Annotated in this window: 12 protein-coding genes; all 12 read left to right on the top strand. The window is 59.1% G+C overall.

Annotation, left to right across the window (positions count from 1 at the left end):
* Positions 1-153: 153 nt before the first annotated feature.
* The 12 genes from H3V08_RS02405 to hisI all read left to right on the top strand — a co-directional run bounded on the left by H3V08_RS02405 (position 154) and on the right by hisI (position 12,053).
* Positions 154-1,278 (top strand): GuaB3 family IMP dehydrogenase-related protein, encoded by a 1,125-nt coding sequence (locus H3V08_RS02405; protein ID WP_198181481.1) that lies wholly within the window; start codon positions 154-156, stop codon positions 1,276-1,278.
* Between the two features lie 271 nt (positions 1,279-1,549).
* On the top strand, positions 1,550-2,113 hold the full coding sequence (locus tag H3V08_RS02410; protein WP_198181482.1) for a hypothetical protein: 564 nt from the start codon (positions 1,550-1,552) through the stop codon (positions 2,111-2,113).
* A gap of 39 nt (positions 2,114-2,152) precedes the next feature.
* Complete coding sequence (locus H3V08_RS02415; protein WP_198181483.1) at positions 2,153-4,126, top strand: AMP-dependent synthetase/ligase; 1,974 nt, start codon at positions 2,153-2,155, stop codon at positions 4,124-4,126.
* Positions 4,127-4,131: 5 nt separating this feature from the next.
* Positions 4,132-4,614, top strand: a complete 483-nt coding sequence (locus tag H3V08_RS02420; protein WP_033489995.1) for a peptide deformylase — start codon at positions 4,132-4,134, stop codon at positions 4,612-4,614.
* 232 nt (positions 4,615-4,846) lie between these two features.
* Entirely contained in the window at positions 4,847-5,671 is an 825-nt protein-coding gene (gene rpsB, locus H3V08_RS02425; RefSeq protein WP_033489996.1) for a 30S ribosomal protein S2, read from the top strand.
* Between the two features lie 75 nt (positions 5,672-5,746).
* On the top strand, positions 5,747-6,601 hold the full coding sequence (tsf, locus tag H3V08_RS02430) for a translation elongation factor Ts (protein WP_198181484.1): 855 nt from the start codon (positions 5,747-5,749) through the stop codon (positions 6,599-6,601).
* 230 nt (positions 6,602-6,831) lie between these two features.
* Positions 6,832-7,644: a UMP kinase gene (gene pyrH, locus H3V08_RS02435; RefSeq protein WP_232340078.1), complete on the top strand. Its 813-nt coding sequence runs from the start codon at positions 6,832-6,834 to the stop codon at positions 7,642-7,644.
* A 100-nt stretch (positions 7,645-7,744) separates the two neighbouring features.
* Positions 7,745-8,299, top strand: coding sequence for a ribosome recycling factor (gene frr, locus H3V08_RS02440; RefSeq protein ID WP_033489998.1), 555 nt, complete (start codon positions 7,745-7,747; stop codon positions 8,297-8,299).
* Positions 8,300-8,323: 24 nt separating this feature from the next.
* Entirely contained in the window at positions 8,324-9,313 is a 990-nt protein-coding gene (locus H3V08_RS02445) for a phosphatidate cytidylyltransferase (protein WP_198181485.1), read from the top strand.
* 97 nt (positions 9,314-9,410) lie between these two features.
* On the top strand, positions 9,411-10,598 hold the full coding sequence (gene rlmN / locus H3V08_RS02450; protein ID WP_198181486.1) for a 23S rRNA (adenine(2503)-C(2))-methyltransferase RlmN: 1,188 nt from the start codon (positions 9,411-9,413) through the stop codon (positions 10,596-10,598).
* Positions 10,599-10,717: 119 nt separating this feature from the next.
* Entirely contained in the window at positions 10,718-11,494 is a 777-nt protein-coding gene (gene hisF / locus H3V08_RS02455; protein ID WP_198181487.1) for an imidazole glycerol phosphate synthase subunit HisF, read from the top strand.
* A 124-nt stretch (positions 11,495-11,618) separates the two neighbouring features.
* Positions 11,619-12,053 (top strand): phosphoribosyl-AMP cyclohydrolase, encoded by a 435-nt coding sequence (gene hisI / locus H3V08_RS02460; RefSeq protein ID WP_198181488.1) that lies wholly within the window; start codon positions 11,619-11,621, stop codon positions 12,051-12,053.
* The last annotated feature ends 20 nt before the right edge of the window (positions 12,054-12,073 follow it).

The raw sequence follows: 12,073 nt of genomic DNA on the forward strand, positions 1-12,073 counted from the left end.
CGATCGGGATACGCGACACGCGCCTCATTACCTGTCATATCTAGACCACGATTGTTTCCCGCGGTCACAGTGGCGTAACCTGCCCGTAGCAAGAGTCGGGAAGGACCACAGTGGTGCCTTCGGGGTCATAGAGGGGCATTACCCTTGGTGGCTATGACACAGGAAATTGAAATCGGTCTCGGCAAGAAGGCCACGGTGGCCTATACCCTCGACGACGTATCCATCCTCCCCTCGAGGAGGACCCGCGATCCGCAGGACGTATCCACGTCCTGGCAGGTGGATGCCTACGAATTCGACATCCCCCTTGTCGCGGCCCCCATGGATTCGGTCACCAGTCCCGAAACCGCCATTGAGCTCGGCAAGTTGGGAGGATTGGGTGTTCTGGACCTGGAAGGTCTCTGGACAAGATACGAAGATCCCAGGCCGCAGTTCGAGCGCATCGCCGGAGCCGATCCCGACCAAGCCACCAAGGTCATGCAGAGTGTCTACCGGGAACCCATCAAGCCCGAGCTGATCACTCGGCGCCTGCACGAGATTCGGGAAGCCGGGGTTACCGTGGCGGGTGCCTTGTCACCCCAGCGGACCCAGGAGTTCTACTCGACGGTGGTGGAAGCCGGCGTGGACCTCTTTGTGATTCGCGGTACGGCCGTTTCGGCGGAACACGTGTCAAGCAATCACGAGCCCCTCAACCTGAAGCAGTTCATCTATGACCTTGATGTCCCGGTCATCGTGGGCGGAGCGGCCACCTATCAGGCCGCCCTTCATTTGATGCGTACCGGTGCGGCGGGCGTCCTGGTGGGGTTCGGTGGGGGCGCCTCATCCACCGACAGTGCCACAGTCGGCATCCAGGCACCCATGGCAACTGCCATCGCTGACGTGGCCGAGGCACGCAGGGACTACATGGATGAGTCCGGCGGCAGGTATGTTCAGGTCATCGCCGACGGTGAGACCGGTACATCCGGATCCTTCATCAAGGCACTGGCCATGGGGGCGGACGCGGTCATGCTGGGTACCCCCCTCGCCAAGTCGACGGATGCCCCAGGCCGGGGAATGCACTGGGGTGCCGAGGCGCACCATCCAGAGCTGCCCAGGGGCCGTCGTGTACGGGTTGACCAGGTTGGTAGTCTGCATGACATCCTCTTCGGCCCGAGCAGCAGGACTGACGGGAGCCTCAACATGATTGGTGCCCTTCGTCGAGCTATGGCATCGACCGGGTATGTGGACATGAAGAGCTTCCAGCGTTGCAAGGTCGCTGTGGCGGCAGGACTCCAGGTCTGATTCGTTTCTGATTGCAGGTGTCAACCGGCCGGGCTTGTTTGCTACGGCCGGTTTTTCATTACGGTTTACTGCATTGGCGCCAAGGTTGTTGATGGTGGTATGGGCAGGATTCTGTTCGGAAGCCTGCAAATGTGACCTGACACACACTTCACTTTTCCTCTGCCTGTTCATAGCGTTGGTTGCGTGTTGTCGACCGGCCCGGAATCCTCCGGGCGGCCATGCCGCGAAGTTGTTCCTCGGGGGAGGACCGCGCCTCTGGCGCATGATTATTATGCTCAATACAAATCCGAACGCCATAGATCTTGTTCCCGTGTGGGAAGACAAGCAAAACCAAGCACCAGCCGACAACGACAAGTGGGGGAGGCCCCTGCAAAGGCTGAGCGGTTATGAAGAGACGGTGCTGATAGGCGAGTCGAAGATTCCCGTCAATGTCAGAACCGTCAATCACTTCGGTGCCGAAGAAGCCACCGAAGGTCGAACCATGGAGACCTTCGTGTCCAATCTCTGTTCCCTGGTCATGCGGTCATTCGAATTCCTGCGTGGTCGGCTGCCTCTCGCCCCTTTGGAACATATCTGCTCATACGGCTGTCGGAAACGCTTGCGTGTCTTCGCCGGGTTGCTGGGTGCCACCAAGTTGGGGGTTGCCGAAGTGGGTGCCAAAGGAGCCGAGATACATCTGCCGCTTGTTCCCAGGACCGTGGAGATTTACCGCTCTTCACCCAGGGAATACAGCGTCACCTTGGGCTTTATGGTGGGAGAATCACCGATTCTTGCCACTGAAGTCGTGAGATTGCTTGGCTCCCGGTGGGTTTGCACGGAACTGGATTTGGGATAATGAACCATCTTGGCAGGTATCCGCCATATGATGGTTCCTATGTTGCGCGAATATACGGTCGAAATCCAACATCCCACGACCGACAAAGACACCATCTACTCCCTTCTGGCCAATCGTACGGCCAGGGATCCGGAGGAGTTGATAGCCCAATGGCAGGATCCAATGACCAGGAACTGGCACGACGTCAAAGCAGGGCAGATGTCGGAGCGGGTCCGCGCCGTGGCCAAGGGAATGCTGGCCCTTGGGGTCACCAAGGGAAGCACCGTGGTGATATACGCCCCGACCAGTTATGACTGGGGAGTGACCGACTTCGCCTGTGCCGCCATCGGAGCCGTCTCGGTTCCCATCTATGAGACCGATTCAGCCCGTCAGGCCCAGAAGATTGTTCAGGATGTGGACTGCGTCCTGGCCTTCGCGGGCGATTCCGACCATTCCCAGATACTGGAACAGGTCAGAGGTTCATCACCCAAACTCAAGTATGTCTTCAACTTCCAGGCGGGCGGCCTGAACGCGGTCAGCGACTTCGGGCAGTCCATCTCGGATGAGCAGCTCGACCAGGCCATCGCCCAGATCAAGACCGACGACCTGGCCACCATCGTCTATACATCGGGATCCACAGGTGAGCCCAAGGGGGCCATGCTCACCAATCGCAACTTCATGCATATCGTCTTCGTCGGTTGGGACGTGCTTTACCATATGCTGGCGGCCCCGTCCCGCCTGATGCTCTTCCTGCCCCTGGCCCATTGCTTCGCCCGCTACATTCAATATGTCGCCATCGGCGCCCAGGGTGTGGTCGGATACGTCTCCGGATCAAAGCACCTCCTGAGCGATTTGCGCACCTTCCGTCCCACCTACCTTCTGGGCGTCCCCAGGGTCTTCGAGAAGGTCTACAACGCCGCCTCGCAGAAGGCCGGCACCGGACTGGCCGGCAAGGTATTCGCTAAGGCCGCCGAACATTTCACCAAGTGGTCCAAGGACGAACAGGAGGGACGCGGACATTCGCCGCTCACCCGTCTGGCCCACGCGTTCTACAGCAAGACGGTAGGCAGCACAATCAACTCCGCCCTTGGTTCCAACCTAAGCTTCCTGGCCTGCGGTGGCGCACCCATGAACGCCGACCTGGCCCACTTCTTCAACGGAATCGATGGCATCACCTTCATTCAGGGATATGGGATGACCGAAACGGCAGCCCCCTGCATCGTCAATTTCGAGGATGCCAACAAGGTGGGTTCGGTCGGTCGGCCCGGCTCGGGAATCACGGCCAGGTTGAGCGATGATGACGAACTCATGGTCAAGGGTCCCAGCGTCTTTTCGGGGTACTACAAGAACCCCGAGCTGAATAAGACCGTTCTGGACAAGGACGGTTGGCTCCACACCGGTGATCTGGCCCAGATAGACGACCAGGGCTTCGTCTACATCACCGGCCGCAAGAAGGATGTCATCATCACTGCAGGTGGTAAGAACGTGAGTCCGGCCCCCATGGAGGATGCCATCTGCACCTGCCCGATCGTCTCCCAGGCTGTGGTCGTCGGCGATGGAAGGCCCTTCATCGGTGCCCTGTTGACCCTGGACGAGGGGATGCTCAAGTCCTGGCTGACATCACAGGGGTTGGATGCTGACATGACCATGGAGGAGGCCAGCCGCAACGACGCCATCCGAGCCTTCATCCAGCAGTACGTGGACCAGGCCAACAGTGATGTCTCCCGTGCCGAATCGGTCAGGAAGTTCGTCATCCTCGATAAGGACTTCAGCGAAGAGGATAAGACCCTGACGCCGAGCATGAAAGTCGTTCGACCAGAGGTCCTTCGGCAGTATGCGGATGTGATCGACAAGGTCCTTTACGCCCCCAGGAGCACAGGCAAGGCCCCGACTGCCAACCCCTTGGTGACCAAGGCGAAGACGACCGTAAGCGACTCACTGGCCAGCGTATCGGGTAAGTTCCGTGAGACCACAGCCCGCGTAGAGACCAGGACCGATTCCGACAATCAGGACGAGAATACAAACAAGGAGTAAGAGTAGTGGCGATTCGTACGATCAGAGTGGTTCCCGACCCGGTGTTGCGCACCCCCTGCGATCCGGTCAAGACCATTACACCGGCCGTGAGGAGTCTGGTGCAGGACCTGGTCGACACCGTTGATGATCCAGGCAGGGCTGGTCTGTCGGCCAACCAGATCGGGGTCGGTCTGCGAGTCTTCTCCTACAACATCGGCGGCAAGGTGGGGTATATCATCAATCCCGTCATCGATGAGACCCAGGGGGAGCAGTACGGTGAGGAAGGTTGCCTCTCCCTTCCGAATCTCTGGTATCCGACCCGAAGGGCCGAATATGCCAAGGCGCACGGAATCAACCTGGATGGGCAGACCGTCACCCTGGAGGGTCGCGGAATCATGGGCAGGATGATTCAGCATGAGTGCGACCACCTGGATGGGCACGTGTACATCGATCGTCTTGAGAAGGAAGCCAGGCGGAAGGCCATGCGCGAACTTCGTTCAGGTCGATGACGGTCTGAACGGCTAGTCGGTTACCTGATCTGAAATCGCCCTGGGGTGGTACACTGGAAAGAGTGTGCCATATGGTGGAAGTCGCTGTCACGGGTGGTCTTCCGCAATCCTGTACCCAACCAGGCACGCATAAATCGCGTCATGTCCGCGACGCCCTGTGTCGGTCGGCCCTGTCAAGAGCTGCACGCAGGCGCGCATGACCAGGCAATAACCGACAATGAAAGGCAATGACATGGCACAGATCACCATGAGCGAGATGTTGAAGGCCGGCGTTCACTTCGGGCATCAGACCCGTCGCTGGAACCCCAAGATGAAGCAGTACATCCTGGTGGAGCGTAACGGAATCCACATCATCAACCTCTTCAAGTCGCTCGACATGATCGACAAGGCTTACGACTTCATCAAGGAGACCGTGGCCCACAACGGCACCGTCCTCTTCGTCGGCACCAAGAAGCAGGCCCAGGAAGCCATCAAGACCCAGGCCACTAGGGTGAACATGCCCTACGTCTCCGAGCGTTGGCTGGGCGGCATGCTGACCAACTTCCAGACCGTCACCAAGAGGGTCGGTCGCTTGAAGGAACTTGAGGAGATGGACTTCGACGACGTCCGTGGCTCCGGTCTGACCAAGAAGGAACTGCTCCTGCTCCGTCGTGAGAAGGACAAGCTGGAGCGCCAGCTGGGCGGTATCCGCAACATGAACCGTACCCCCTCCGTGCTCTTTGTGGTCGACATCAACAAGGAGGCCCTGGCGGTCGCGGAGGCCAAGAAGCTGGGTATTCCGGTTGTGGCCCTGGTCGACACCAACACGGATCCCGAACTGGTCGACTACCCGATTCCCGCCAACGATGATGCAATCCGCGGCGTGGAGCTCCTGACCAGCCTCATGGCGGATGCCGTGGCCGATGGTCTTCTGGAGCGTTCCGGGAAGGCCGCCAAGGCCGAAGAGACGGGTGATCAGCCCATGGCCGAGTGGGAGAAGAACCTGCTCGAGAACAAGGAAGGCGAAGATAAGCCTGCCGAGGAGACCCCGGCTGCTCCTGCCGCCGAAGCCGAGTGATACGGGCTTCCTGAACCACCATATTGTTTCTTTCCGTCCCGACCGGGTGTCGGGGCGGTTTAGTGAGGAGTTGTTATGGCAAAGATCACCGCTGCACTGATCAAGGAGCTGCGTGACCAGACCGGCGCCGGAATGATGGACGTCAAGAAGGCCCTGACCGAGGCCGATGGTGACATCGCCCGCGCCAAGGAGATTATCCGCGCCACCGGTATCCAGGCGGCAGGAGCACGCGAGGGTCGCAAGGCCCAGGAGGGTCTGATCGCCTCCACCATCACTGATGGTGGGCAGGGACAGATCGGCTATGCAGTCGAGCTCAATTCCGAGACCGATTTTGTGGCCAAGACCCCCCAGTTCGTGGACTTCGGCAAGGAAATCATCGAGGATGTGGCCAAGGCCGACGCCTTTGATGCCGACCAGGTCTCCAAGGCTCCCTCCAAGGCCGGTACCGTCAACGATACCGTTGAGGAGGCGGGTGCCCTCTTCCATGAGCATGTGAAGATCGGTCAGGTCGCCAGGGTCGAGGGTCCGCACGTCGAGATCTACGCCCACCGGAAGTCGGCTGAAATGCCCCCGTCCATCGTGGCCATGATTGCCACTGATGAGGCCGGCGCCTCGGTAGCTCATGAGGTTGCCCTGCAGATTTCGGCCATGAGCCCCAAGTGGCTCTCCCGTGAGGACGTCCCTGCTGATGTGGTGGAGTCCGAGCGTCGTGTGGCCACTGAGAAGTCACAGGCTGAAGGCAAGCCCGAGCAGATCATCCCCAAGATTGTCGAAGGGCGCCTGAACGCCTTCTTCAAGGAGAGTGTTCTGCTTGAGCAGCAGTACGTGAAGGATTCTTCCAAGACTGTCGGCGACCTCTTCAAGGAGACGGGCGGCAAGGCTCTGTCCTTTGCCCGCATCGAGGTCGGCACAGGTGACGACGAGGAGTAAGTCGTGACCGGTGCCTCTTCGGCCCGATAGGATGTTCCGCTCAAGGGAGGCGGCCCGTGTGGTCGCCTCCCTTGTTGTATTCCGGCGGGGCTCGTTTTGTAGACCTTTACTGACCGTGTTCTACGGCCCGCCTCTTCGGAACCCTGTCCGTCCCGGTGTTGTCGGTCTTTGAAGGTAGCCTGAGTGACGGTTCATAGGCCTGGTATATCAGCATTAAGGATGGTTCTTGCATGACCCGATCTGGCAGACTTGAAGGCGAATCGTTCGGAGGACGTTCTTTGCAGTGCATCGTAGACAATGTTGAAAGTGGTGGTCATACAACCCCCAGGAGGGTCCTTCTCAAGCTGTCGGGTGAGGCCTTTGGCGGCGGACAGGTCGGCATCGACGTCGAAGTCGTTCAGCGTGTGGCCAAAGAGATTGTTGAGGCCGTCAGGACCGGTGTCCAGGTGGCGATTGTGGTCGGCGGAGGCAACTTCTTCCGTGGTGCAGAACTCAGCCAGGCAGGCATAGAGCGTTCACGAGGCGACTACATGGGTATGCTGGGAACGGTCATGAACTGTCTTGCCCTTCAGGACTTCCTTGAGCAGGAAGGGCAGGCCACACGTGTTCAGACCGCAATCACCATGGGCCAGGTTGCAGAACCCTATATTCCCTTGAAAGCCATCAGGCACCTGGAAAAGGGCCGTGTTGTGATTTTTGGTGCCGGTGCCGGACTCCCATACTTCTCGACCGATACGGTCTCCATCCAGCGTGCCTTGGAGATTCACTGTTCCGAGGTTCTCATGGGCAAGAACGGTGTGGATGGCGTCTATACCTCCGACCCCCGTAAGGACGCGTCGGCCAACATGTTCACGCGCCTGAGCTATCAGCGCGCCCTGGTCGACAACCTGGCGGTAATGGATGCTTCGGCCCTGTCCATGGCCAGGGACAACTCTATGCCGATTCGTGTTTTCGGTCTGGAAGGGGAAGGCAACGTTACGGGCGCCCTCCAGGGTAAGGAGCTTGGCACGTTGGTCATGAACGGGGAGGACGTCGCCCTCTGACGGCAGGCCGCCGTCTTGGCCCAGCAGGCCACAGGCCTTACAGTAGTTGATAGGCAGAGCCTGCATAAGCAGGAGTGCACCCAGCAGCAAGGAGCAGATCATGACCACAGTGGTGGATCAGGCCAAGGACCAGATGGATAAGACCATCGAGGCCACGAAGGAGAACTTCGCGGGTATACGGACCGGAAGGGCCAATCCCTCCTTCCTCAATGACATCATGGTGGACTATTACGGTGCTCCCACCCCGATCAAGGCTCTGGCCTCCATCGGTGTACCTGAACCCCGAACCCTGGCTGTGACCCCCTTTGATGCTTCTCAGGCCGGTGCAGTGGAGAAGGCCATCAGGGATTCCGATTTGGGCGTCAATCCGAACCGTGACGGAAACGTAATCCGGGTGACCATGCCCGAGCTGACCGAGGATCGTCGCCGCGACTATGTCAAGATCGCCAAGACCAAGGCGGAGGAAGGCAAGGTCGCCGTCCGCAATATCCGCCGTAAGGTCAAGGAGGATCTTGAAGCCAAGGTCAAGGATGGGGATCTTGGCGAGGATGAGGGCAACCGGCTCCAGAAGGAGCTGGAGACCGTCACCAAGCAGAAAAGCGACACGATTGACCAGCTGCTGGAAGCCAAGGAGAAGGAGATTCTCGAGGTCTGAACCACTCGGGAGAATCCACTGTTCATGAGCACTAAGGAAAGTTCCGCCGAGAAGGCAGGGCAGGATGCCGTCGCATCCCTGAACAAGCGGACCGGGCGCAACATGCCGCAGGCGGTGGCCACGGGTGCACTTCTGGTCATTCTCATCCTGGCCTGCATCCTGATTCGTATAGACGCGTTCATCTACCTGATCGTCGTCTTCATGACCCTGGGTCTGTGGGAGCTCAGGGTGGACTTCGCCACCGTCGGCTTGCATATACCGGTGGTTGAGCTATGGGTCTGTTCGGCTGCCACCATGCTGGCTTCTTTCTACGCATCGGATCACGTCGCAGTTATGGCTGCGGGTGTCCTGATTACAGCCCTGGTCGGGGCTCTTGCAGCCACCCGTGAGCATCATCTTGGAGGTCGTCTGGTCAAGGCCGTTGATGCCAAGTTATCGGGGAAGAATGCCGATACCATGGCCGATGCCTCATATGATGGCGATATGGTCCGAGCGCGCTCAAGCACAGTCGCAAACGTGGGAGTCACCATCCTGACCGTCGTTTACGTCACCCTCCTGGCCTGTTTGATCACCCTACCCATCTCATCAGGCGGCCACCCTGCCGCACACGCCTTCATGGTGATCTTCCTGCCGGCTCTGAGCGACATCGGTGGTCTCCTCTTTGGTTCCCTTTTCGGCAGGCACAAAATTTCGCCCCGCATCTCCCCGAGTAAGTCCCTGGAGGGGTTGGTTGGTTCCATGCTCTGTTGCCTGATAGGAGCCTTGGTCATCTTTGCGTCAACCTATCCCGTAGCGCAATGGGGTCAGATATGGTGGGTGGCCCTGGTCATGGGCGTTATGGTGGGAGTGACAGGCACCGTCGGTGACCTGAGCGCATCACTGATCAAACGTGACCTTGGCATCAAGGATATGGGCCACCTGCTCAAGGGGCACGGAGGTGTTCTGGACAGGGTGGATTCCATCCTCATGTCTGCGCCCTTCATCACCCTTGTCCTTTTGGTCACCGGCCTGTGACCGGGAAAGATGGTCCGATTCACATGTGCATCTCCTGGTGTCTTCGGGTGAGCGGCACCAACTCTTGTAAACAGCAGATACTTGATGAGGTAGAGGTATGACAGACCTTGAGGTGACCGGTACCGAACCTGAGACCGGCATTACCCCGGGAGGCAGGGACGGTGCCTTCAGAGACGTCCTGGCGGCGGACCATGCCCGAAGGGGCAAACCGCCGCGCCACTTCACGGACATGGATCAGCAGGAGCGGCAGGAAGTATGTACCGGAATGGGACTGCCGAAATTCCGCGTTTCACAGCTTGCCAACCATTACTTCAATCATCTCTCCACGGACCCGGCTGATTTCACTGATTTCCCGGCTGCAAGCCGTGCAGAGGCCGCGCAGCGCTTCTTCCCGGAGTTGATTACCCCGGTCACTGTACAGGAAGCTGATCGGGGAACGACCATCAAGACCCTTTGGGAGCTCTTCGACGGCTCGCGGATCGAGTCGGTACTGATGCGCTATCCCTCCAGGGCCACCCTGTGTATCTCCAGCCAGGTTGGTTGCGGCATGGGTTGCCCCTTCTGTGCAACCGGCCAGTTGGGACTGACCAGGAACATGTCGACTGGCGAAATTCTCGAACAGGTCAGGGCAGCCTCCCGGATGATGCAGTCAGGCCAGGTCGCCGGTGGTCCGGGTCGTCTGAGCAACATCGTCTTCATGGGGATGGGGGAGCCCATGGGGAACTACAAGGCCGTCCTTTCTGCAGTAAGGCAAATCAGCGCTCTTCCACCCAAGGGATTCGGCATCTCGGCCAGGAATATCACCGTCTCGACGGTCGGCGTGGTCCCCGGTATCCGCAAGCTGATCAACGAGGGGATTCCGGTCCGTTTGGCCGTATCCCTCCATGCTCCCAGCGACAAGCTTCGTGATGAACTGGTTCCCATGAACCGACGCTTCAACACCGCCCAGGTCCTGGACGCGGCGCACGATTACTATCTGGCGAGCGGCAGACGTGTGAGCATCGAGTACGCCCTGATGCGAGGCATCAACGATCAGGCCGAACATGCCCAGCTTCTGGCCAAGCGGCTTAACCACTACGGGGACGACTGGGCACATGTCAACCCCATACCGTTGAACCCGATTGAAGGATCGCGCTGGACGGCATCCAAGCCGGAAGACGAGAAACGCTTCCTGGACATCCTCCACAGGGCCGGTATTGCTGCAACCATGAGGGATACGCGTGGATCGGATATTGATGGTGCCTGTGGGCAGCTCGCCGCCAAGTCCATCAAGCTTCAGGCCTGATATGGCGGGTTCGCACTCCGGATGTTCCCGGTCTGCAATGTGGACGTGCTTTGAAGGCTGATGGGTGCGGTCACTAGAATGGCTTTCAGGCGCTTGATTCGGGGAGGAAGGTGGATGGCATGACGGTAGCGGTTCGTGTCATTCCCTGTCTGGATGTCGATCAGGGCCGTGTGGTCAAGGGTGTCCATTTCAAAAATCTGCGAGACGCAGGGGACCCTGTCGAGTTGGCATCCGCTTACTACAAGCAGGGTGCCGATGAACTGACCTTTTTGGATGTTACTGCGTCGGGGAATGGTCGGGCCACCATGGTGGACCTGGTCAGGCGCACCGCCGACCAGATTTTCATCCCACTGACGGTCGGCGGAGGGGTGCGTACCCCCGAGGATGTCGACACCTTGCTGCGATCAGGCGCCGACAAGGTCGGTATCAACACGGCAGCCATTGCAAACCCTCAGGTCATTGGTGATATAGCCAGGCGCTTTGGGCGCCAGGTTCTTGTGCTTTCAGTGGATGCCCGCCGTTCGGATGCGGAAGGAATCACTTCAGGATACGAAGTGACCACCATGGGAGGGCATCGGTCCACGGGCATCGATGCCATTGATTGGGTTAAGCGGGCCCAGGAGCTGGGAGCAGGCGAGATTCTGCTCAATTCCATGGATGCGGATGGTACCCGTCAAGGGTTCGATCTTGAGATGATCTCCGATGTGCGCAAGGCCGTCACCCTGCCTCTCATCGCCAGTGGCGGTGCCGGCCATGCAGCCGATTTTCCTCCAGCTGTCAAGGCAGGGGCCGACGCGGTTCTGGCGGCTTCTGTTTTCCACTTCGGCCAGGTTTCCATCGAGGATGTCAAACAAGCGCTCCATGCGGCCGGATACCCGGTTCGATGGCAGGCCTGACCGGATCTGTTGGGATTCTGGCGCAACGAGGATTATCCAGTCCGAGCGCAAAAACCGAACCATGGAAGATGGGTGGCCCGGGATTGGTCGGGCAAATCACTTGAACCAAGGAGGTTGGGGACCTATGTCACAGTCTTCGGACGATAGGGGACCGCAGTTGGACCCGGCCATAGCGGCCCGGCTCAAGAAAGATTCATTGGGTCTGGTGACCGCTGTCATCCAGCAGTACGACAGTCGTCAGGTGCTTATGGTGGGATATATGAATGAAGAGGCCCTCAGACGAACCCTGAGCACAGGGAGGGTCACCTTCTGGTCCCGCTCCCGACAGGAGTACTGGCGTAAGGGGGATACCTCCGGACATGTCCAGTATGTAAAGGGGGTCAGCCTGGACTGTGACGGTGACGCCCTTCTTGTCGAGGTCGACCAGGTAGGTGCGGCCTGCCATACAGGGACGAGGTCATGCTTCGAGGCGGGAGGACCCCTGCCGGCTGTCCAAGGTGGCCTTGGTCAGGCGGATATTCCTGGCGTGGAGGGGGAGTCGCGTGCAGAAAGACGCTAAGGTTGTGCAGGTGAAACAGA

Origin of the sequence: Bifidobacterium sp. M0307 (assembly GCF_016100445.1) — a bacterium.
Lineage (GTDB): Bacteria > Actinomycetota > Actinomycetes > Actinomycetales > Bifidobacteriaceae > Bombiscardovia > Bombiscardovia coryneformis.

Bases quoted from the DNA above. Each gene is read 5' to 3' on its own strand.
- H3V08_RS02445 (WP_198181485.1), top strand. From the start codon at position 8,324: ATGAGCACTAAGGAAAGTTCCGCCGAGAAGGCAGGGCAGGATGCCGTC.
- pyrH (WP_232340078.1), top strand. From the start codon at position 6,832: ATGACCCGATCTGGCAGACTTGAAGGCGAATCGTTCGGAGGACGTTCT.
- H3V08_RS02405 (WP_198181481.1), top strand. From the start codon at position 154: ATGACACAGGAAATTGAAATCGGTCTCGGCAAGAAGGCCACGGTGGCC.
- tsf (WP_198181484.1), top strand. From the start codon at position 5,747: ATGGCAAAGATCACCGCTGCACTGATCAAGGAGCTGCGTGACCAGACC.
- H3V08_RS02415 (WP_198181483.1), top strand. From the start codon at position 2,153: ATGTTGCGCGAATATACGGTCGAAATCCAACATCCCACGACCGACAAA.
- frr (WP_033489998.1), top strand. From the start codon at position 7,745: ATGACCACAGTGGTGGATCAGGCCAAGGACCAGATGGATAAGACCATC.
- rlmN (WP_198181486.1), top strand. From the start codon at position 9,411: ATGACAGACCTTGAGGTGACCGGTACCGAACCTGAGACCGGCATTACC.
- hisF (WP_198181487.1), top strand. From the start codon at position 10,718: ATGACGGTAGCGGTTCGTGTCATTCCCTGTCTGGATGTCGATCAGGGC.
- hisI (WP_198181488.1), top strand. From the start codon at position 11,619: ATGTCACAGTCTTCGGACGATAGGGGACCGCAGTTGGACCCGGCCATA.
- rpsB (WP_033489996.1), top strand. From the start codon at position 4,847: ATGGCACAGATCACCATGAGCGAGATGTTGAAGGCCGGCGTTCACTTC.
- H3V08_RS02410 (WP_198181482.1), top strand. From the start codon at position 1,550: ATGCTCAATACAAATCCGAACGCCATAGATCTTGTTCCCGTGTGGGAA.